Annotated in this window: 21 protein-coding genes; 10 read left to right on the plus strand and 11 right to left on the minus strand. The window is 69.7% G+C overall.

Annotated features, from left to right (window positions below; translation table 11 throughout):
* Positions 1–83 precede the first annotated feature (83 nt).
* The 3 genes from gspE to gspL are packed head-to-tail and all read right to left on the minus strand — an operon-like array spanning position 84 to position 3,171.
* The gene (gene gspE / locus BGP17_RS01290; protein WP_286710757.1) at positions 84–1,568 is read right to left on the minus strand and encodes a type II secretion system ATPase GspE; all 1,485 of its coding nucleotides are present in this window, start codon (positions 1,566–1,568) and stop codon (positions 84–86) included.
* Positions 1,565–2,062: a type II secretion system protein M gene (locus BGP17_RS01295; protein ID WP_286710758.1), complete on the minus strand. Its 498-nt coding sequence runs from the start codon at positions 2,060–2,062 to the stop codon at positions 1,565–1,567. Before BGP17_RS01295 ends, gspE begins: the two co-directional genes overlap by 4 nt.
* Positions 2,059–3,171: a type II secretion system protein GspL gene (gspL, locus tag BGP17_RS01300; RefSeq protein WP_286710759.1), complete on the minus strand. Its 1,113-nt coding sequence runs from the start codon at positions 3,169–3,171 to the stop codon at positions 2,059–2,061. Before gspL ends, BGP17_RS01295 begins: the two co-directional genes overlap by 4 nt.
* 81 nt (positions 3,172–3,252) lie before the next feature.
* Between gspL and gspG the strand changes: the two genes are divergently transcribed.
* From gspG to BGP17_RS01330, 6 genes are all read left to right on the plus strand, one after another.
* Complete coding sequence (gspG, locus tag BGP17_RS01305) at positions 3,253–3,690, plus strand: type II secretion system major pseudopilin GspG (RefSeq protein ID WP_286710760.1); 438 nt, start codon at positions 3,253–3,255, stop codon at positions 3,688–3,690.
* Between the two features lie 5 nt (positions 3,691–3,695).
* The gene (locus BGP17_RS01310) at positions 3,696–4,178 is read left to right on the plus strand and encodes a prepilin-type N-terminal cleavage/methylation domain-containing protein (protein ID WP_286710761.1); all 483 of its coding nucleotides are present in this window, start codon (positions 3,696–3,698) and stop codon (positions 4,176–4,178) included.
* Positions 4,178–4,546: a type II secretion system minor pseudopilin GspI gene (gene gspI, locus BGP17_RS01315; RefSeq protein WP_167300829.1), complete on the plus strand. Its 369-nt coding sequence runs from the start codon at positions 4,178–4,180 to the stop codon at positions 4,544–4,546. The genes BGP17_RS01310 and gspI overlap by 1 nt, the downstream gene beginning before the upstream one ends.
* Entirely contained in the window at positions 4,546–5,376 is an 831-nt protein-coding gene (locus BGP17_RS01320) for a type II secretion system protein N (protein ID WP_286710762.1), read from the plus strand. The genes gspI and BGP17_RS01320 overlap by 1 nt, the downstream gene beginning before the upstream one ends.
* 11 nt (positions 5,377–5,387) lie before the next feature.
* Positions 5,388–7,457, plus strand: coding sequence for a type II secretion system secretin GspD (gene gspD / locus BGP17_RS01325; protein ID WP_286710763.1), 2,070 nt, complete (start codon positions 5,388–5,390; stop codon positions 7,455–7,457).
* 72 nt (positions 7,458–7,529) lie between these two features.
* Positions 7,530–8,609 carry a sialidase family protein gene (locus BGP17_RS01330; protein WP_286710764.1) on the plus strand — a complete coding sequence of 360 codons (1,080 nt, stop codon included), beginning with the start codon at positions 7,530–7,532 and terminating at the stop codon, positions 8,607–8,609.
* A 188-nt stretch (positions 8,610–8,797) separates the two neighbouring features.
* Here the strand turns inward: BGP17_RS01330 and BGP17_RS01335 are convergent, their stop codons facing one another.
* The 4 genes from BGP17_RS01335 to BGP17_RS01350 all read right to left on the minus strand — a co-directional run bounded on the left by BGP17_RS01335 (position 8,798) and on the right by BGP17_RS01350 (position 10,764).
* Positions 8,798–9,160: a hypothetical protein gene (locus BGP17_RS01335; protein WP_167300831.1), complete on the minus strand. Its 363-nt coding sequence runs from the start codon at positions 9,158–9,160 to the stop codon at positions 8,798–8,800.
* A 169-nt stretch (positions 9,161–9,329) separates the two neighbouring features.
* A complete protein-coding gene (locus tag BGP17_RS01340; RefSeq protein ID WP_286710765.1) occupies positions 9,330–9,779 on the minus strand; it encodes a hypothetical protein in 450 nt (149 codons plus the stop codon).
* Positions 9,770–10,243, minus strand: a complete 474-nt coding sequence (locus BGP17_RS01345) for a hypothetical protein (RefSeq protein WP_286710766.1) — start codon at positions 10,241–10,243, stop codon at positions 9,770–9,772. Before BGP17_RS01345 ends, BGP17_RS01340 begins: the two co-directional genes overlap by 10 nt.
* Entirely contained in the window at positions 10,240–10,764 is a 525-nt protein-coding gene (locus tag BGP17_RS01350; protein WP_286710767.1) for a hypothetical protein, read from the minus strand. The genes BGP17_RS01345 and BGP17_RS01350 overlap by 4 nt, the downstream gene beginning before the upstream one ends.
* A 162-nt stretch (positions 10,765–10,926) precedes the next feature.
* Between BGP17_RS01350 and BGP17_RS01355 the strand changes: the two genes are divergently transcribed.
* Positions 10,927–13,398, plus strand: a complete 2,472-nt coding sequence (locus tag BGP17_RS01355) for a PhoX family protein (RefSeq protein ID WP_286710768.1) — start codon at positions 10,927–10,929, stop codon at positions 13,396–13,398.
* Between the two features lie 86 nt (positions 13,399–13,484).
* On the opposite strand, the gene BGP17_RS01360 is transcribed toward BGP17_RS01355, so the two are convergent.
* The gene (locus BGP17_RS01360) at positions 13,485–14,117 is read right to left on the minus strand and encodes a TetR/AcrR family transcriptional regulator (protein ID WP_208413696.1); all 633 of its coding nucleotides are present in this window, start codon (positions 14,115–14,117) and stop codon (positions 13,485–13,487) included.
* Positions 14,118–14,171: 54 nt separating this feature from the next.
* Between BGP17_RS01360 and BGP17_RS01365 the strand changes: the two genes are divergently transcribed.
* Genes BGP17_RS01365 through BGP17_RS01375 form a run of 3 tightly spaced genes read left to right on the plus strand, consistent with a single transcriptional unit; the run spans position 14,172 to position 15,743 of the window.
* A complete protein-coding gene (locus tag BGP17_RS01365) occupies positions 14,172–14,552 on the plus strand; it encodes a hypothetical protein (RefSeq protein ID WP_167300836.1) in 381 nt (126 codons plus the stop codon).
* 11 nt (positions 14,553–14,563) lie between these two features.
* Positions 14,564–15,337, plus strand: a complete 774-nt coding sequence (locus tag BGP17_RS01370) for an SDR family NAD(P)-dependent oxidoreductase (RefSeq protein WP_167300837.1) — start codon at positions 14,564–14,566, stop codon at positions 15,335–15,337.
* Between the two features lie 34 nt (positions 15,338–15,371).
* Positions 15,372–15,743 (plus strand): VOC family protein, encoded by a 372-nt coding sequence (locus BGP17_RS01375; RefSeq protein ID WP_286710769.1) that lies wholly within the window; start codon positions 15,372–15,374, stop codon positions 15,741–15,743.
* 249 nt (positions 15,744–15,992) lie between these two features.
* Here the strand turns inward: BGP17_RS01375 and BGP17_RS01380 are convergent, their stop codons facing one another.
* Genes BGP17_RS01380 through BGP17_RS01390 form a run of 3 tightly spaced genes read right to left on the minus strand, consistent with a single transcriptional unit; the run spans position 15,993 to position 19,169 of the window.
* A complete protein-coding gene (locus BGP17_RS01380; RefSeq protein WP_286710770.1) occupies positions 15,993–16,370 on the minus strand; it encodes a hypothetical protein in 378 nt (125 codons plus the stop codon).
* A gap of 58 nt (positions 16,371–16,428) precedes the next feature.
* On the minus strand, positions 16,429–17,748 hold the full coding sequence (locus BGP17_RS01385; RefSeq protein WP_167300840.1) for an amidohydrolase family protein: 1,320 nt from the start codon (positions 17,746–17,748) through the stop codon (positions 16,429–16,431).
* Positions 17,748–19,169 carry an amidohydrolase gene (locus BGP17_RS01390; RefSeq protein ID WP_286710771.1) on the minus strand — a complete coding sequence of 474 codons (1,422 nt, stop codon included), beginning with the start codon at positions 19,167–19,169 and terminating at the stop codon, positions 17,748–17,750. The genes BGP17_RS01385 and BGP17_RS01390 overlap by 1 nt, the downstream gene beginning before the upstream one ends.
* Between the last annotated feature and the right edge of the window lie 142 nt (positions 19,170–19,311).

Below are 19,311 nucleotides of genomic sequence, written 5' to 3' on the forward strand. Positions count from 1 at the left end.
GCCGCAAGGGTCTCGCCTGCGGAGAGCCCCCTTCACCACGACGCTACCGGTCGCAGTCCCCCTCCCCGTGCCAGGGAGGATTTTCATGCTTCGTCCCTCACCACCCGGGCCACCTCTTCCACCGTGGTCACCCCGGCCCTCACCTTCGCGATGCCATCGTCGAGCAGGCTCGGATTGTCCTTGCGGGCATGAGCCTCGAGCTCGGCCTCGGAGGCGCCGTCATGGATCAGCTTCTGGAACTTCTCGTCGACCGCGACGACTTCGTAGAGGCCTGCCCTCCCCCGATAGCCCTCGCCATGGCATTCCGGGCAGCCGACCGCGCGCCAGATCTTCTTGCCCGGCTTGATCGCCCCGCCGAGAAGGAGCGAGTCCGCCTCGCTCGCCTCGTCGGGCCTGGCGCAGCTCGGGCAGAGCTTGCGGACAAGGCGCTGGGCGCACAGGCCGACGACCATCGGGGCGAGCAGATAGCGCTCGACTCCCATGTCGATCAGACGAGTGACCGAGCCGACCGCGCTGTTGGTGTGCAGCGTCGAGAGCACGAAATGCCCGGTCATCGACGAGCGCACGGCGACCTGCGCAGTCTCCTGGTCGCGGATCTCGCCGACCATGATCACGTCGGGATCCTGGCGCAGGATCGCGCGCAGGCCGCGGGCAAAGGTCATGTCGGTGCGCGGATTGACCTGGGTCTGGCCGATGCCCGCCAGCTCATATTCGATCGGATCCTCGACGGTCATGATGTTGCGCTTGCGATCGTTGAGGCGATTGAGCGCCGCGTAGAGCGTCGTGGTCTTGCCCGAACCGGTGGGGCCGGTGACGAGCAGCATGCCGTGCGGGCGCTCGAGCAGGCGCGTGAACACGCCGCGATCGCGCGCGCTCATGCCCAGCACTTCCATGTCGAGCCGGAGCGACCCCTTCTCCAGCAGGCGCATCACCACCCGCTCACCATGCTGGGTCGGGATGGTCGAGACGCGGGCATCGACGTCGTGGCCGCCGATCCGCAGCGTCACGCGGCCGTCCTGGGGGATGCGGCGCTCGGCGATGTCGAGCCTGGCCATCACCTTGATGCGGCTGACCAGCAGCGGCGCCAGCGCGCGCGGCGGCTCGATCATGTCGCGCAGCACGCCGTCGATGCGGAAGCGGACGACCAGGCGCTTCTCCTGCGTCTCGATATGCACGTCCGACGCGCCTTCGCGCACGGCTTCGAGGAGCAGCGCGTTGATCAGGCGGATGACGGGCGCGTCGTCGCGCGTGTCGAGCAGGTCGTCCACGCTGGCGGCGCTGTCGGCAAGCGCGGCCAGGTCCATGTCGCCGAGATCGATGTCGGCGGCGGCGCCGGCACCCGAATAGGCGGCACTCAGCGCCGCGTCGAACTGGTCGTCGGCCACCGAGACGAAGCGCGCGGCGGGGGCGAGGCGCTGGACTTCGAGCAGGCCGTCGAGCGCGGCGCCCGCCTTGTGGACGCACTCCAGGCCGGCATCGGTGACGCGCAGCAGCACGCCGTTCCGGCGCGCAAAGCCATAGGGCAGCGTCGCGGGGGATTCGTCGGTGAGGATCAGCATCTCGTTCATCCGCCGAAATCCACGGTGGCGCTGACCCGGCCCGGCTCCGGGCGGCGCTGGAGGTCGACCCGCCGGATGCGCAGAGTGCTGGTCGCGGAAAGATCGGCGAGCCAGGCCATGACCGAATCATAGCTGCCATCGGCGATCGTCGCACGCGCACCGTCCGGGATCGGCGCGACGGTCGCGGCAAGGCCGAAGCCCCCCACGGAGCCGTTGATCACCTCGGCCGGCGAGCCCTGGCGGCGCTGGGGCTGGCTCGGCGAAAGCGTGCCCGCGGCGCGGATGCGCGCGGTGAGCGTCTCATAGGTGCGGATATCCTGCAGCGCCGAGGCTCGGGCGGCCTGGAGCGGCTTGACCACGCCATAGACCAGCACCAGCGCGGCGAGGAACAGGGCCAGGACGCCGAGCATGGCCTGCTCGCGGCGGCTGCGGCCGGTCCACCAGCCGTCGAAGCGGATCAGCGCGGCGTCGAGCGCCGGCATGCGGGCGAGAATCAGTCTCATGCGGCGCTCGCCGTAATGCGGATCGCGCCTTCGGGCGAGCGGACGACGCGTGCCCCTATCCCGGCAGCCTTGAGCGTCGCCTCGATCCGCGATGCCAGCTCCGTATCGGGCGAGGCGTCGAGATCGAGCGTGAGCAGCTTGCCCTCGAAGGTCATGGCCCGCACCGCGAACGCGCCGGCCAGCGGCCCGAGCGCCCCCGATACGCGCGTGACGAGCGGCACGAACGGCTGCGGCACCCGCGCACCGCCACCGGCCGGCAGCATGCCGGTGATCGAATTGGCGAGATCGTCGCCCAGCGCCACGCCGGGCGCGGCGAGCGAGGCCGTGGCGCGCGCCTCCGCCTCGCGCCGATCCGCGATGTTGCGCAGCATGATCACGTCGCCCAGCGCGATCACGGCATGCGCGGCGGCGCCGATCGCGGCGACCCAGACGAACTTGCGCCACAGGCCCGAGCGCGCGGTCTTGCGCACCGCATAGGCGCCCTGGCGCAGGTCGAGCGTGGCGACGGCCGCGCCCGCGCCGGGCCCGACGGCGGAAGGATCGAGCGTGGCCGCGCCCTTCTGCATGTCGTCGGGCAGGCGCTCGCCATAGCTGGTGACGCCCGGACGCCCGGCAGCTTCCCAGGCGGGGCGGAGCAAGTCGGCGGGAACTTCGAAGCCGGTTCCTTCCGCATCGCGCACCGCGGCGCGGCCGCCGGCCTGCGACACTGCCCAGCCTTCGGCCGGACGCGGCAGGGTCAGCACCTCGGGAACCATCGCGGCATGGCCGATGCCGGCCTCTTCGGCCTGGGCGATCCAGCGCGCCATCGCTTCGTGGCGGACCACGCCGACCAGATAGCGGCCCGGCGCGATCTGGCCGCCAAGCGCGAGATGCACCGAATCGACCGGCTCGGCGATTCGATCCTCGATAGCAAAGGGCAGGGCCGCGACGCGGCGCGCATGGCTGGGCAGCGGCAGATCGACCGCCAGCAGCCGCACCTGCCCGGTGGGGACGAGAATGGTTGCGGGCCAGTCCCGCGCGGCTATGATCAGGCGGTCACCCGCCAGCGTCCACACGCCCGCGGCGGGCGGCTCTGATGGGTCGGACGCACCCCTGGTGTTTGGGCTCATTGTCACATTTGCTTCATGGGCAGGACGCATGGGGCGGGGATGCGCATAGTTTTGAAACAGTTCCATGACATCGCACCTAAGGTGCATGACCGCAAGCACGCCGTTCCCGATGGCGAGGCCGGCCTGACGCTCATCGAGATGATGATCGTGCTGGTGATCATCGCGATCGTCGCCGGGCTCGTCGCCGCGAACGTGATGGGCCGGCCCGACGAGGCGAAGGTCACCGCCACCAAGAGCAACATCGCCACCATCTCGGGCGCGCTCAAGATGTACCGGCTCGACAATGGCGACTATCCCACCACCGAGCAGGGCCTGAAGGCGCTGGTCGAGAAGACCACCACGCCCCCGCTGCCCGCGAGCTTCCCGCAGGGCGGCTATCTCTCCGCGCCCGCGCTCGACGCCTGGGGCAAGCCGTACGAATATCGTTCGGAGGGCGGCACCTTCACGATCCGCTCGCTCGGCAAGGACGGCAAGCCGGGCGGCGAAGGCGTGGACGCCGATATCGAAGGCAAGGGCTGAACCGCATGCGGGGGGCCGACATCGCGATGCGTCGTCGCCCCTCCGACGAGGGCATGACGCTGATCGAGATGATGATCGTGCTGGCCATCATCGGCGTGATGGCGGGCGCCGTGGCGCTCGGCATGGGATCGGTGACGCGCGCGCCGAGCGTGGAGACCGAGGCGCGCCGGCTGGCGACGCGGCTCCAGGCCGCCGCGGACGACGCGATGCTCGCCGACAGGACGATCGCCTTCACCGTGCAGAAGAACGGCTATGGCTTCGCGGTGGTGAGCGCCGACGGCAAGGCCGTGCCGCGCACCGACGACGCGTTCGGCTTCCACAAGCTGCCGGGCGGCATGGTGATGACGCTCAACGTGAAGCCGCCGGTGGTGCTCGGCGTCGACGGCGCGGGCAAGCCGATGCAGGCGGTGATCGAGAGCGGGCAGCGGCGCTGGACCGTCGTCTATGACGGGATGACCGTGCGCGCGTTCCCGGTGGGGGCTTCGTGATGGCCGGGGCTGCGGAGCATGACGGGGATGCCGGCTTCTCCCTCATCGAAGCGCTGGTCGCGCTGGCCGTGCTCGCCATCGCCACGGTGGGCCTGATGCGCACGGTGGAATCGCACATCGATTCCACGCGGGCGATGGAGCGCCGCACCACTGCCATGTGGGTCGCCGAGAACCGGCTCGCCGAACTGGAGGCGCACGCGCCGGGCCGGGAGCAGGTGGAGATGATGGGCCAGCAATGGCGCGTCGCGGTCGCGCGGCGGCGGACCGACGATCCGGAGATCGAGCGCGTCCGCATCGAGGTATTCGCCGGCGCCGAGAAGAGCGCGCTTGCATCGCTCGACGGCTTCGTGGACGGACGCAAGCTGTAATGGCCGCCCTCACCCTCACGCCGCGCCAGGCGCGCATCGGGCTCAGCCTGTTCACCGGCGCGATGGTCGTCTCGGTGGCGGTGGCGCTCGCCGGCCTCACCTGGCGGATCGCCGGCCATGCCGGCACCGGGGCCATCACCGTGCCGACCGGCAGCAACGGCCCGGCCATGGCGCCGGACATCGCTGCGGCGGTGGCGCTCGCGCCGTTCGGCAAGGCGCCGGCTTCCGAGGCCGGCCAGGCGACCGGCCTGCCCCTGGAGCTGAAGGGCGTGATCGCGGCGAGCCCCAGCGCGCTTTCGACTGCCTTCATCTCGGTGAGCGGGCAGCCGCCCAAGACCTACAGGCCGGGCGACGCCATTGAAGGCGCGACGATCCAGGCGATCCTGCCCGACCGGGTGATCCTGGCCAGTGGCGGGCGGAGCGAATTCCTCGCCTTCCCCGATCCGACGCTGACGCCCGAACAGCGCCAGGCCGCCGCCGCCGGCCGGCCGCCGGCGCCAGCCGCCAACCCGGTGACCGCACCGGGCACGCCGCCGCCGGCCCGCATGCCGGGCGCCCCGCCCGCCCCCGCCGCCGCGCCGCCCCAGGCAACGGTGGCCGGCATCCTCCAGCGCTTCGACGCGACGCCCGTATCGGGCGGCTATCGCATCGGCGACAATGGCCCGCCGGGCATGGTGGCGGGCGACGTCATCCAGTCCGTCAACGGCACCTCGCTTTCCGACCCCACTGCCGCACAGGGCGCCTTCGCGGCGGCCCAGGCGAGCGGCTCCGCCCAGATCCAGGTCCTGCGCGACGGGAAGCGGCTGACGCTTACCCTGCCGCTCCGCTAGAAAGACTCCCCGTGAAGATTCGCTCCGCCATCGCCGCCCTCGCGCTCGCCGGGATCGCCCTCGACACGGTCGCCGTCGCCCAGACCGCACCCGGCTCCGCGCCCGCCCCGCAGGATGCCGGCACCGGCGACGTTGTGGTGAACATGCGCGGCGTCGAGATTTCCGACGTCGCCGACCAGATCTCGCGCATCACCGGCCGCACGCTGATCCTCGACCCGGCCGTGAAGGGCGTGGTGACCGTCACTTCCTCGACGCCGCTGTCGCCGTCGGGCGTGTGGGAATTGTTCCAGTCGGTGCTGCGCGCCAACGGCTTCGCGGCGGTGCGCTCGGGCCGGGCCTGGCGGATCGTGCCGGCCGCCAATGCGGTGCGCGACGGCGGCATCCCGAGCCGGGGCGTATCGGGCCAGGAACTGGTGACGCGGATGGTGCGGCTGCAGAACGTGCCGGCGGCGGACGTCGCCCGCGTGGTGCGCCCGCTGGTCGCGACCTTCGGCAGCGTCGAGCCGCTGAGCACGCCCAATGCCGTGGTGATCACCGACTATGCCGACAATGTCCGCCGCGTGGAGGCGATCGCCCGCCAGCTCGACGGCGGCAGCGGCGCGACCTTCTTCACGCTGGCGATGAAGAACGGCAACGCGGCCGACGTGGCCCAGTCGCTCCAGACGGTGCTGGGCGAAGGCACGCGCGTGGCGGCCGATGCGCGCAGCAACACGGTGATCGTGCGCGGCACGCCCGCCTCGGTCGCCGAGGCGCGCAAGATGCTGATCTCGCTCGACCAGCCGGGCGGCGCGACGCCGATCACCCGCATGTTCCGCCTGAACTATGCCGATGCCGAGACCGTGACCAACGTGCTGCGCGGCGTGCTCGGCCAGGGCGACAGCGCCGACAATCCGATCGCCACCAGCCTGGGCAATGGCAATGCCAATCCATTCGCGCGCCTGAGCCAGAACAGCCAGAACCTCTCGGCACTGCCCAACAGCGCGGCCTCGACCGGCGGCGGCATCGGCAGCGCGATGCAGAGCGCCAATACCAGCGGCACGACGATGCAGAGCGTGCAGACGCAGACGCCCAAGGGCTTCTCCACGCCGGACCTGACCGTGCAGCCGGCCCCCGAACTCAACGCGGTGGTGATCCGCGGCACGCCGGCGGCGATCGCCTCGATCGAGCCGCTGATCACCGATCTCGACGTGCGCCGCCCCCAGGTGCTGATCGAGGCGGCGATCGCGGAGATCACCGGCGACGATGCGGAAGCGCTGGGCGTGCAGATCGGCACCAGCGGCGCGGTGATCAACCAAGTCAAGGGCGTGGCGACGTCGTTCGACAAGGCGGGCGTGTCGCTCGGCCAGATCCTGACCGCGCTCAAGGTGCCGGCCGCCGGGGCGATCGGCACTGGCCTCAACGCCAATTTCGCGATCGGCAACGATTTCTCGGTGCTGGTCCAGGCGCTCGGCAGTTCGACCCGCGCGAATCTGCTCTCCACTCCGCAGCTCACCGTGCTCGACAATGTCGCCGGCGAGTTCGTCTCCGGCCAGAACGTGCCGTTCCTCACCGGCTCGATCCTGACCAATTCCTCGACCGTGAACCCGTACACCACGATCGAGCGCAAGGACGTGGGCATCACGCTGCGGGTGCTGCCGCGGATCAATGCCGGCGACACGATCCGGCTTCAGGTGAACCAGGAAGCGTCGTCGATCGCCGAGGCGCAGACCCAGGCGGCATCCGATCTCGTCACCAACCGCCGCGCGATCACCACCACGGTGCTCGCCGACAATGGCCAGACGATCGTGCTCGGCGGGCTGACCGCCGACGACTATACCGATGCGCGCCAGCAAGTACCGATCCTGGGCGACATCCCGATCGTGGGCGAGTTGTTCAAGAGCCGACGGGAATCGCACCAGAAGCGCACGCTGTTCATCTTCCTGAAGCCGACGATCCTGCGCGACGGCGCCGATGCGACGGCCGCGTCGAAGGACCGCTACAACCGGCTGCGGGCGGACGAGATCGCCAATTCCAAGCGCGGCAGCCTGTTGCTCGCGCCGCCGGCGCCGCGGCTGACGGTGGAGATCGACGGGATTTATTGAGGGGCCGCCGCCGCCGCACGGCAGCGCCCTGTCGGATCACTCTCTTCGTCCGCAAAAGGGGCAGCCTTCCCGATGATTCGCATCCTGATGCTTGCCCTGGCGCTTCCGATTTCGGCGGCCCCGAGGGGCGCGCCCCTGGCCGCCACGCCGGAGCGGGAGGGCGCGGTGCTACTGCGCGAGTTCATCTATCAGGCCGCGCCCTATCCGCAGAGCCATGCCTCGACGATCGTGCAGACCCCGGACGGCACGCTTGCCGCCGCCTGGTTCGGCGGCACGCACGAACGGAGTCCGGACGTCGAGATCTGGTTCGCGCGGCGCGGCGCAGGGGGCTGGGAAACGCCGAAATCGGTCGCCAACGGCATCCAGCCGGACGGCACCCGCCTGCCGACCTGGAACCCCGTCCTCTTCCAGGATCCGGCCGGGCCGCTGCACCTCTATTACAAGGCCGGCCCAAGCCCGCAGCGCTGGTGGGGCATGGTGATCACCTCCACCGACGGCGGGCGCAGCTGGGGCAAGGCGCAGCGGCTGCCGGCAGGCATCCTTGGCCCGATCAAGAACAAGCCGGTCATACTGGAGGACGGCGCCTGGCTTTCGCCGTCGAGCACCGAGGATGAAGGCAGCGGGCGCTGGAAGCTGCATTTCGAGCGCAGCGAGGACGCGGGCAAGCGCTGGTCGGCAACCGCCTCCGTCGACCCCGAGGCGCGTTTCGACGCCATCCAGCCCAGCATCCTGTTCCTGCCCGGCGGCAGGCTGGAGGCGATCGCCCGCACGCGCGAGGGCGTGCTGGCGGCGACCCAATCGGCCGACAACGGGAAGAGTTGGGGCAAGCTGTTCGCCGTCGACCTTCCCAATCCCAATTCGGGCACCGATGCCGTGACGCTCAAGGACGGGCGCCAGCTGATCGTCTATAATCACGCCGCCCAACGGCCCGAGACGCCCGGCTCCGGCAGGCGCTATCCGCTCAACATCGCGATATCGCGCGACGGCGTGCACTGGCGCCCGGCACTGACGCTGGAAACCGAGCCGCTGCCCGATGGCTATGCCTATCCGGCGGTGATCCAGTCGGCCGACGGGCTGGTGCACATCACCTATACCTGGAACCGGCAGCGGATCCGTCACGTCGTCGTCGATCCGGCGCGCCTGACGGACTAGGATGGAAACCCAAGCAAATATCTGATCTTTCGACGTCACCCCCGCCTGCGCAGGGATGACGGGGTTTGCCGATGAGCCTGGGCCCAGGGCGTGCTGGCGAGGCGCCCCCAGCCTCTCCCTTGCCGGGAGGGGAGCGGAAAGGGGATGGCCGCGGAATCTGCCCCGGTTCGCCACCGGGGCAGCACGCTTCATTCGTCGTCGCAACGCGGGTCCCATCGGCGGTCGACGCCGGAAAGGTCCTCCCGCAACGCCCCGGTATCGGTAAAGCGCCACGCACAATAGCCATATTGGAACCAGCGCCTGAAAGGAACCGCGCGGAACCCGGCCAGCTCCTCCCTGCTATGATGCCAGCGCGGGGGCAAAATCGCGAAGAACAGGTCATTGGCGACAAGCCCGCTTCGCATCTTCAGCGAAAGCCAGGCATGGCCAAGGCTGCCACGTTCCGCCACGCGATCCACCCTGGGATGCGTCAGCAGATATCGAAGCCCCTGTAATGCCTGGCCGAAGTTAAGCGTGGCGTGCTTGGCGTATTCCTCGATCCATTCGAACATCCGTCACCTCAAAGCCGAAATCGGAAAATCGCAGATTCGGGTTCGTGGCTCGGGACATGTTGCGGATCCTCGGCAATCGTCGATGCCATATTCTGCCGCAAAGCAGGCTGGCTGGAAACCACCGTTTCGCGCATTTCACGGCTCCGCCGCGCGGGGCGGCGATCGGGCGCTACGGGCCCGTTTCGCTCGGCGCGGCATCGCCCCCGCCCGGCTCGATCGGCAGGGGCACGCGCACCCGCTCGCTGCCGCGCGTGAAGAAGGCCGCGTCGATCGCCAGGCTGGCCAGGCTCCAGCCGTCGACGCTTTCCCCGATCCCGAGCGTGCGGGTCGCCCCGTCGCTCGCCTTGACCAGCGCCACCGCATCGACATTGAGCCGGCCGACGATGCCGACGAGCCGCGGCGCGTCGGCGGGCGCTTCGGCGGGCTCGGCAGCGCCGAACAGCGGCCGCTCATAGACGCGCGCCAGCGCCGGCATCGTGCCGGCCCCGATCGGCGCAGGGACGGGCGCGGCCCTGGGCGCTCTGCCGGCCTCGCCGGGCAGCAGCAGAACGGGCATGGCGATCGCCAACGCACCGGCGACGGCGAGCAGGATCCCCTCGGGGCGCAGCTTCATTGCCATGCCGCCACCACCTCTCCGATCAGTCGGATGCCGCCGCCCTCGGGGATCGGCTCGATCCGCCAGTTGCGCATCCGCATCAGCGGCCTGCCCCGCTCCAGCGCGTCGGCAAGCGCGATCACTGCCTTCTCCGCACCCGAGACGCGGATGCGCAGCGCGGCCACGCCGGCGGGGGCCTGGGCGACGCTCGCTTCCTCCACCAACACGCCGCCCGATCGGGCAAGGGCGCGGACCCGCGACAGGATCGCCCCCCGCCCCGCCGCCGCGTCTGCAGCGCGCAGGCCCAGCCCGGGCGCCAGCAGGGGCGGCGGGGATGCCGGCCGGGCCGCGAGCGCGGCGAGCCGGGCATGCTCGGCCCGCGCCGCGGCGAGATCGCCCAGCGCGCTGCCGGTGGCCGGCGCGAGCAGCAGCGCCACGCCCAGGCCGGCGATGCCGCCGACCGCCATCGGAGGCAGACGCCACCTCATTGCGCGTCCTCGCGCATCGAAACGATCATCGCCGCGTCGGTCCGCCGCTGGCTGGTGTTGCGCATGCCGGCGAGTTCGGGCGCACGGCGGATCGCGGCGCGCAGCGTATCGGGATCGGAGCCGGCGACGTCGAGTTCCAGCCCGCCATCGCGGGTCCGCTCGACTCGCGTGAGCCCGGCATCGGCGGGAAGCGCGCCGGCCAGCACCTCGAGCACCTGCCCCGGCGCGGCGCGGCCGGCGGCATTGGCGAGCGCGGTGCGCGCCGCCCGCGCGGTGGCTTCCGCCCCGAGCCGCGGCGCAAGTTGCGCCTGCAACCGGACTGTCGCGTTTCTTTCATGTTGCGCGAGCAAGGTGGCGCCCGCCAGGGTCAGCAGCGGCCCGGCGGCAAGCAACGCGCCGAATGCCGCCGCGGCATGCCAGCCGCGGGGCAGCGGCATCGCGCCAAGCGCCGCGGAAAGCCGATGCGACAGGCTTTGTGCCGGCGCGGGCGGCGGTGCGGGATCGGGCTCGGCGGGGTCCATGTCGCGTGCCTGCCTAGACGCTGCCGCCGGCCCGCGCAAAGCGTCATGGATCGGAAACATAAAAGTCACGCCTGCGAAACCGCAATCGCATGCTGGCGTCATGTCACGCTTCCAAGGACCGGCCAACCGGGTCGCCAGTGACTCGGCTGCTTGGGGGTTTCCATGACCAATCTGACCGAGACGGGCTTCGGCTATACCGATGGTGACGTCGACACCAACATTCACAACAACGGCCCGACGCTGAACGACCTCGCGGCCCAGCGCTACTCGCGTCGCGCGACGCTTCAGCGCGGCGGTGCGGCGATCGTCGCGGCCACCATGGGCGGCTCGGTCCTCGCCGCCTGCGACAGCAAGGTCACGGACACCGGTGCGGGCCCGACCGTGAACGCGGGCGCCGACGCGGCGACCACTTCGGGCCGCGTCGTCACCCTCACCGGCACCGCGACGGGCGGCAACGGCCTCACCACCGCCTGGAGCCAGATCAGCGGCCCGACCGTGACGCTGAACAGCGCCGCGAGCAACACCGCCAACTTCATCGCGCCGAGCGTGAGCGCCGCCACCCCGCTGGTGTTCCAGTTCGCCGCCGCCGACGCCGCCGGCAAGCCGACGACCGCGCGCACCACGATCACCGTCAGCCCGGCCGCGCTCGGCTTCACCGCCGTCGCGAAGAACAAGAACGACGTCGTCACCGTTCCGGCCGGCTACACCGTGCAGATCGGCGCCCGCCTGGGCGACCCGATCGTCGGCGGCGCCGCGGCCTACAAGAATGACGGCACCGACACCGGGTACGCGAACCGCATCGGCGACCATGGCGACGCGCTGTTCTGGTTCGGCCTGGGCACTTCGGGCGCCCGCGACGACACCAGCTCGACCCGCGGCCTGATCGTGCAGAACCACGAGAACATCAACCAGCAATATCTCCATCCGAACGGCCCGACCTCCACCGGCGGTGTCCGTCCCGAGGCGGAGGCGATCAAGGAGATCGAGTGCCACGGCGTTTCGGTCGTCGAATATTCGCAGGCCGCCAACGGCACCTGGTCGTTCTCCGCCACTTCGACTCTCAACCGCCGCGTCACGCCGAACACCCCCATGGTGTTCAACGGCCCGGTCAAGGGTTCGGACCTGCTCAAGACCCCCTATTCGCCGACCGGCGTGGCGGGCCGCGGCACGATCAACAACTGCGCCAATGGCTACACGCCCTGGGCGACGCTGCTGACCTGCGAAGAGAATTGGGCCGGCTATTTCCGCCGTTCGGGCGACAATGCCGCCCGCACCGCCAAGGAAGTCACTTCGCTCAGCCGCTATGGCGTGACGAGCAGCTCGGGCAGCTATGGCTGGTCGACAGTGACCGCCGCCGACACGGCGAACACCACTTTCCGCCGCTGGGATGCCCGCGCGACCGCAGCGGATGCGCTTACCGACTATCGCAACGAGCCGAACCAGTTCGGCTGGGTGGTCGAGATCGATCCGTACAACCCGTCGGCCGCGCCTCGCAAGCGCACCGCGCTGGGCCGCATGGGCCATGAGGGCTGCTGGCCGGGCGCGTTCGTCGCCGGCCGCAAGCCGGCCTGGTACATGGGCGACGACGCGCGCCGCGAATATCTGTACAAGTTCGTCTCCAGCACCGCCTGGGCGGCCGCGGATGCGAATGCGACCGATCGTCTGGCGATCGGCGACAAGTATCTCGATGCCGGCACGCTCTATGTCGCCAAGTTCAACGCGGACGGCACCGGCACCTGGCTGCCGCTGGTGTTCGGCCAGAACGGCATCGATGCGTCGAGCACCGTCTATCCGTTCGCGAACCAGGCGGACGTACTGGTCAACACCCGTCTGGCCGCGGACGTGGCCGGCGCCACGCCGATGGACCGCCCGGAATGGACCGCGGTGAACCCGGTGACCGGCGAAGTCTATCTGACCCTGACCAACAACAACGCCGCCAACCGTCCGCTCAACGGCACCGACGCCGCCAATCCGCGCCACTATAACGACCCCTATGGCGCGGCGCAGACGGCGCAGTACGGCAACCCCAACGGCCACATCATCCGCCTGAAGGAAGCCAATACCGAAGCCGCCAGCTTCACCTGGGACATCTATGCCTTTGGTGCGGGCGCGGACCTCAATGCGACCAACATCAACCTGTCGGGCCTGACCGCGGACAACGACTTCTCGAGCCCGGACGGCCTGTGGTTCGGCCGCGCGAGCAACGCCTCGGGCCTGGTGAAGCCGCTGATGTGGATCCAGACCGACGACGGCGCCTATACCGACGTCACCAACTGCATGATGCTGGCGGCCCAGCCGGGCACCGTCGGCGACGGCGGCGCGCGTACGATCACCAATACGGGCTCCGGCGGCGCCACGGCGACCCAGGCGACCCGCATCGGCGCGGCGCCGGGCGCGAACCTGAAGCGCTTCCTGGTCGGCCCGGTCGAGTGCGAGATCACCGGCGTGGACACCACGCCGGACGGCCGCACCATGTTCGTCGGCATCCAGCATCCCGGCGAGAATGGCGCGCCTGCGACGCCGTCGAGCCATTGGCCGGACAGCCAGGCGACCGGCACTGCCGGCGCCACGATCCGCCCGCGCTCGGCGATCGTGATCATCACCAAGAATGACGGCGGCCTAGTGGGCCTCTGATCTTCACGGATCGGTGAAACAGAGAGGGAGGCTCCCGCGAGGGGGCCTCCCTTCTTGCTGCCGGCGCCGGCGCGATCCGGCGCACCCTATCCGCTCGGGGCCGTATCCGCCGCGCCCGAAAGAATCCGGTCGCAAAGCGGCAGCAGCAGCGCACACACCGCCGCGCCGTCACGCTGTTCGTTGCGCAGGCTGGAAAAGGTCGCAAAGCTGGTGAGCGTGAACAGCAGGTCGACCATATCCGCCTTCGCCTGCCCCGCGGCCACGCCCTGGCGATCGACCAGAACGCCCAGCAAGGCACGCCGCCGCGCGTTGCGGGCGGCCAGGGCAGCGCCCAGCTCGGCATCCTGGGCCGCCGCCGCGAAGATGCCGCCAAGCCCGTCGTGCGCCATCCAGAAATCGCAGAAGGTGCGAACCACCCCGGCGAGCGCCCCGCGCGGCTCCGGCATCGCCATCGCATCGGCCAGGCTGGCCAGATTGCCTTGCTCGGCAACCGCATCGAACGCGGCCTCGAGCAACCCGTTGCGCGAGCCGAACTGGTTATAGACCGTCAGCCGGGTGACCCCCGCCGCCTTGGCTACGGCGTCGAGCGACAACATGTGCCCACCGGGCTCGCGCAGGATGGCCAGCGCGGCCGCCACCAGGCGCGCACGAGTCTCCGCCGCCTTCGCGTCGCGTTTCTCGGTCGCATAGGGCCTTGACGATTTGCCGGGAATATTCACTATACATCCTGTATATCTAATCTGAGTCGAGCCCCCCGCTCCGGAGCTTCGCACATGCAAATCTTGCTGATCCTGACCATCGCTGTCCATGTCCTGTCGTCGATCTTCTGGGCAGGATCGACGTTCGTCCTCGCCAGGAATGGCGGCCAGGGCGCTACCGGGCTGATCCGCCCGCAAACCGGTGCCGCAAGCGCCTCGATCCTGTCGGGGCTGCTGCTCTGGCATCTGCTCCACCAGGGAAGCTTCCAACGGGTCGAACAGGTCCTCGCGACGGGCGCGGCCGCCGCCATCCTCGCCTTTCTCATCCAGCTCGCCCTGGTCCGGCCGGCGTTGCGATCCGGAGAAGCGCCACGGCGCATCGCCGGCGGCTATCGCGCATCCGCCGCGCTGCTCGTCGTCACCATCGTCTGCATGGCCGTGTCCCGTTACGTCTGAAGGAAGCCGCAATGCCCGATATTCCCCTTTTCCCCGACCTCGCCGGCAAGACCGCGCTGATCACCGGCGGCTCCGGCGGGATCGGCGCCGAGACGGCGCGCTGGTTCGCGCACAACGGCGCCCGGGTTACGATCGCGGGGCGCGACCGGGCGCGGCTCGACGGCGTCCATGCCTCGCTCGCCGCCATTTCGCCGGGGCACGCGGCGATCGCGCTCGATTGCACCAGTGCCGACCAGCTCGAGGCGGCCCGCGCCGCGCTGATCGCGCGACAAGGCGGCCTCGACATCCTGGTCGCCTTCGCCGGCGGCGGCACGAGCCGGCCCGCGCCCATCGAGCAGGTGACCGAGAGCGACTGGCAGTCGAGCCTGGACCATAATGTCACCGCGACGTTCCTGACATTGCGCACCTTCGCGCCGGACCTGCGGAAGAGCGGGCGCGGTGCCGCGGTGACGATGGCTTCCACTGCCGGCCGGGCACCGTCCGCGGCGCCGCTCGGTTATGGCGTCGCGAAGGCGGGGATTATCCTGCTCACCCGGCAACTCGCCCAGGACCTGGGTCCCGATGGCGTGCGGGTGAACTGCATATCCCCGTCGGCAGTGCTGACTGATCGCACGGCGGAACGGATGCCGCCTGCCGTGCGCCAGGAAATCGCCGATGCCCATCCGCTGCGGCGGCTCGGCACGCCCGCCGACGTCGCCGCGGCGACGCTGTTCCTGGCATCGGAAAGCGCCGGCTGGCTGACCGGCGCGACGCTCGACATCGCCGGCGGCCGGCTGATGCACTGATCGCCGGTCCTCCCCACCGAAAGGCATTTGCGACATGGGCTTCGAACTCAACCACGCCATCGTCCGCTGCACCGACAAGGCCGGGGCGGCGCAATTCTTCGCCGACCTGATCGGCGCTGCGCCCGCATACCCTCTGGGACCGTTCGCGGCCGTACGAGTCAACGACCGGTTGACGCTCGACTTCCATGACGAGGGCGCCTTCGTGTTCGGCCATTTCGCCTTCATGGTCGAGGACCCGGACCTCGACGCGATCCTGGAGCGCGTCCTGGCGCGTGACGTGCCGTTCGGATCCGGGCCGTTCGCCCGCGACCGGAGGATCAACCGCCACAATCGCGGACGCGGCGTCTATGTCTGGGACGGCGACGGCAACAGCTACGAATTCTTCACCACCGATCCGCTGGGCTGACGGTTCGAGCCCGACGACCGGTGGACACCTTCAACCGCAAGCACGGCGGCCGGCGGCCCTTGCGTCCGGGGAGTGCATGCTTGCCTGGGCAAGCAATGGCAGAAGCGGCGCGCACACTAGGGTCAAACCTCGATCAAGACTTTGATTTCTTTCGTCATCCCCGCCTACGCGGGGATGACGGGTTCGCTGATGAGTCCTGACCCCAGGCGCCGCCCCATCCGGCGCGCCGCGGCTGCGGCCCCCTCGCCCTCACCGATCCGTGCGGCTGATGATCTTCGCGACGCCGTTCTTCGGAATGCCGATCATATAGTTCAGCCCGCCCTTGCAGGTGACGCGCCAGGTCGGCACGCCGTCCTGGTCGGCGATGCGGGTCGCGCCGTCGACATGCTCGCAGGGCAAGGGCGCATCCTGGAGCGCGCGGATGAAGGTGGCCCCGCGCTGGGCGTCGTTCTGGGCCAGCACCGCGGCGCTGTAGTTGGTCTCGGCGGCATTGCCGGCAGCAACCTCGTCCGCCGCATTGAGCGGTTCGGCATTCACGGCATCCTTGGCGGTGAGATTGACGCTGCTCGAGCCGCCCCCGCAACCGGCAAGCGCAAGCGCGGCGAGCATCGGTACGATAATCCGCATCGCGGTTTCTCCCAGAAAAAGCGGTCCCGCAATCAATGCGGGACCGTAACCAAGGTTCCTAGCGCTGATATGCCTTGGGCAGTGCGCCGTCCTTCGGATCGAGATAGCGCTGGCGCAGGCGCGTCCAGCGATTCTCCAGCGGCTGCTCGACGCCGTCGATGAACACGTTCACCGCCGACGTACCGATCTCGAGCGGATCGCCGTCCCAGATCACCACGTCGCCGCGACGGCCGGGCTTGAGCGAGCCGAATTCGCCGCCCAGGCCAAGCGCCTCGGCCGGCCGGGAGCTGATCGCCGCAAAGGCCGCGCCCCAATCGAGACCGGTGGCGCCCGGCACCCTGGTCAGCGCGACGAGGTTGCCGGCATATTGCTTTTCCCAGCGCGCCTGCCGGGCCTCGTCCTGGTTGATCGTACCGATCGCCACGACCACGCCCGCCGCCGCCATGCGGCCGATGTTCGACTGGCTCGCGGCGAGTTGCTCGAAGCTTTCGGGCAAATCGTTGAGCGCGGTGGCGATCACCGGAACGCCGGCCGCCGCGATCTGCGGCGCGACGGTCCAGCCCTCGGTCGCGCCGACGAACACCAGCTTGAGCCCCGGCATTTCCTTGCGGAGCTGGAGGAGCACCAGCATGTCGGACGCGCGCTCGACATGGACGAGCAGCGGCATGCGGCCCTGCACCACCGGCACCAGCGCCTCGGCATCGGCGCGGGTGAGGAAGGCATCCTTGCCGCGATCGACATAGCTGCCGGGCGCGCGGATATAGTCGCGCACTTCGAACAGCACGTTCCTGAGCGCGGCATAGGCCGCCGGCCGGCTGCCGCCCGCGGCACGCGCGCCGCTCTCGCCCCATTCCATGAACTGGAAGGCGCGCGGCTTGCTGACCGCGTCCATGTCCGCCCCCAGGTCGATGATCGCGCCCTGGCCTGCGAAGATCGAGCCGGAATTGTCGGGCGCGACCACGGCGCGGGTGATGCCCTCGGCCCGGTTGATCGCGATCGGGCTCGACTTGGGGTTCACCGCCGGAGCCACGTCGATCGCGGCGTGGAAGCCGACATTGCCGGGACCGGTGTCGTTCGTCTGGTCGACGCCGTCGACCTCGACGATGCCCAGGCGCGTGAAGCCGGCGAAGATGCCGGGCGAGACCCATTTGCCGCCCGCATCGATCACCCGGATGCCGGCGGGCACGGCGACGCCGGTGCCGGCGGCGACGACCTTGCCGTCGCGGATCACGACGGTGCCGCCCTCGACCGGCTGGCCGCCATCGCCGATCACGAGCCTGGCGTTGGTGATCGCCACGGTCTGGGCCGCGGCGGGAGCGGCGAGGAAAGCCATCGGGGCAAGCGCCGCGGTGGCGGCGAGAAGGAGCTTCCTGGTCATCACTTCACATCCCCCTCGCCCGGCTGGCCGAGCTCGAAATCGGAAACCGGCCGGCGCTTCGGATCCTTGGCGTCGTACAGCAGCGCGCCATCGACCCAGACCATCTCGGGCCGGGTGTAGACGCTGAACGGATTGCCGTTCCACAGCACCACGTCCGCCATCTTGCCGGGCTTGAGGCTGCCGGTCTTGTCGGCGATGCCCAGCGCCCTGGCCGGGTTGATCGCCAGCCAGGTCCAGGCATGTTCCTCGCTGATGTGCATGCCCGCCTTGATCCCCGAGGCCCGGGCCTTGGCGACTTCCTGGTTGAGCCGCTGGATGCCGTTGGCGTCGTCCGAATGGATCATCGCGCAGGCGCCTTCCTTGTCGAGGATGGCGAGGTTCTCCGGCACCGCGTCATAGGCTTCCATCTTGAAGCCGTACCAATCGGCCCAGACGGCGGCACAGGTGTTGTTGGCCTTGAGCAGATCGGCGATCTTGTACGCCTCGACCGCGTGGTGGAAGGCCGAGACATGGTAGCCGAACTCCTTGGCCATATCCATGACGACGGCCATCTCGTCGGCGCGGTAGCAATGGTTCTGGACGAGGATCTCGCCCTCCAGCACGCCGCGCAGCGTGTCCATGGCAAGGTCGCGGCCAGGCGCCTCGCCGCCCTTCTCCTCATATTTGTCCCAGCGGCGCTTATATTCCACCGCGCGCGCCCAGGTCTGCCGGTCGACCGCGACATTGCCCATCCGGGTGGAGGGCATGCGGCCCTTCGAGCCATAGACGCGCTTGGGGTTCTCGCCACAGGCCATCTTCAGGCCATAGGGCGCGCCGGGGAACTTCATCCCCTGCATGGTGCGGGCATACACGTTCTTCACCACCACCGAGCGGCCGCCCATCAGATTGGCCGAGCCGGGAAGGATCTGCAGCGTGGTGACGCCCCCGTTCGCGAGCGCGCGACCGAAGCCGGGGTCCTGCGGCCAGACGCTGTGTTCGGCCCAGACCTCGGCAGTGACCGGGCCGGTCATCTCGTTGCCGTCCGAATTGGCCTGCACGCCGGGCGAGGGATAGTCGCCCAGATGGCTGTGGATGTCGATCACGCCGGGCGTGACATATTTGCCCTGCCCGTCGATCACCGTCGCGCCGGCGGCATCGAGATTCTGGCCGACCGCGACGATCTTGCCGTCGCGGAACAGCACCTGCCCGCGATCGATCCGCCCGCCCTCGCCATCGAGCACGGTGACGTTGGTCAACAGCGTCGGCGCGCCGGGATAGGCACGATAGGTCGAGGGGAAGGGATCGTGGCTATAGCCCTTGCCCTTGCCGGGGCCGCTCGCCGCCGGGGCGGGATCGGATGCGGCGCTCTGCGCCCGGGTGCCGCCGGAATCGCAGGCCGCGAGACCCGCCAGCGCACCAAAGATGATTAACGTCCGGATCAAGCGAATCCTCCCCCTTGCGTAATGATCGAGTGATCGCGCAGGTGCTATCCAGTTGGCAAGCCGTCCTTCCTCGCAAAGAAACTGAACCACTCTGGACTATCCCCATTTTCTCTTGGGCTTGATTGGTGTTATTGACAGTTCC

This window comes from Sphingomonas sp. 67-41, from assembly GCF_001899725.1.
GTDB classification, from domain to species: domain Bacteria; phylum Pseudomonadota; class Alphaproteobacteria; order Sphingomonadales; family Sphingomonadaceae; genus Sphingomonas; species Sphingomonas leidyi.

Bases quoted from the DNA above. Each gene is read 5' to 3' on its own strand.
- BGP17_RS01335 (WP_167300831.1), bottom strand. From the start codon at position 9,160: ATGTTCGAATGGATCGAGGAATACGCCAAGCACGCCACGCTTAACTTC.
- BGP17_RS01370 (WP_167300837.1), top strand. From the start codon at position 14,564: ATGCCCGATATTCCCCTTTTCCCCGACCTCGCCGGCAAGACCGCGCTG.
- BGP17_RS01295 (WP_286710758.1), bottom strand. From the start codon at position 2,062: ATGAGACTGATTCTCGCCCGCATGCCGGCGCTCGACGCCGCGCTGATC.
- gspL (WP_286710759.1), bottom strand. From the start codon at position 3,171: ATGAGCCCAAACACCAGGGGTGCGTCCGACCCATCAGAGCCGCCCGCC.
- BGP17_RS01310 (WP_286710761.1), top strand. From the start codon at position 3,696: ATGCGGGGGGCCGACATCGCGATGCGTCGTCGCCCCTCCGACGAGGGC.
- BGP17_RS01350 (WP_286710767.1), bottom strand. From the start codon at position 10,764: ATGGACCCCGCCGAGCCCGATCCCGCACCGCCGCCCGCGCCGGCACAA.
- BGP17_RS01330 (WP_286710764.1), top strand. From the start codon at position 7,530: ATGATTCGCATCCTGATGCTTGCCCTGGCGCTTCCGATTTCGGCGGCC.
- BGP17_RS01355 (WP_286710768.1), top strand. From the start codon at position 10,927: ATGACCAATCTGACCGAGACGGGCTTCGGCTATACCGATGGTGACGTC.
- BGP17_RS01320 (WP_286710762.1), top strand. From the start codon at position 4,546: ATGGCCGCCCTCACCCTCACGCCGCGCCAGGCGCGCATCGGGCTCAGC.
- BGP17_RS01375 (WP_286710769.1), top strand. From the start codon at position 15,372: ATGGGCTTCGAACTCAACCACGCCATCGTCCGCTGCACCGACAAGGCC.
- BGP17_RS01380 (WP_286710770.1), bottom strand. From the start codon at position 16,370: ATGCGGATTATCGTACCGATGCTCGCCGCGCTTGCGCTTGCCGGTTGC.
- BGP17_RS01340 (WP_286710765.1), bottom strand. From the start codon at position 9,779: ATGGCAATGAAGCTGCGCCCCGAGGGGATCCTGCTCGCCGTCGCCGGT.
- gspI (WP_167300829.1), top strand. From the start codon at position 4,178: ATGGCCGGGGCTGCGGAGCATGACGGGGATGCCGGCTTCTCCCTCATC.
- BGP17_RS01385 (WP_167300840.1), bottom strand. From the start codon at position 17,748: ATGACCAGGAAGCTCCTTCTCGCCGCCACCGCGGCGCTTGCCCCGATG.
- BGP17_RS01365 (WP_167300836.1), top strand. From the start codon at position 14,172: ATGCAAATCTTGCTGATCCTGACCATCGCTGTCCATGTCCTGTCGTCG.
- BGP17_RS01345 (WP_286710766.1), bottom strand. From the start codon at position 10,243: ATGAGGTGGCGTCTGCCTCCGATGGCGGTCGGCGGCATCGCCGGCCTG.
- gspE (WP_286710757.1), bottom strand. From the start codon at position 1,568: ATGAACGAGATGCTGATCCTCACCGACGAATCCCCCGCGACGCTGCCC.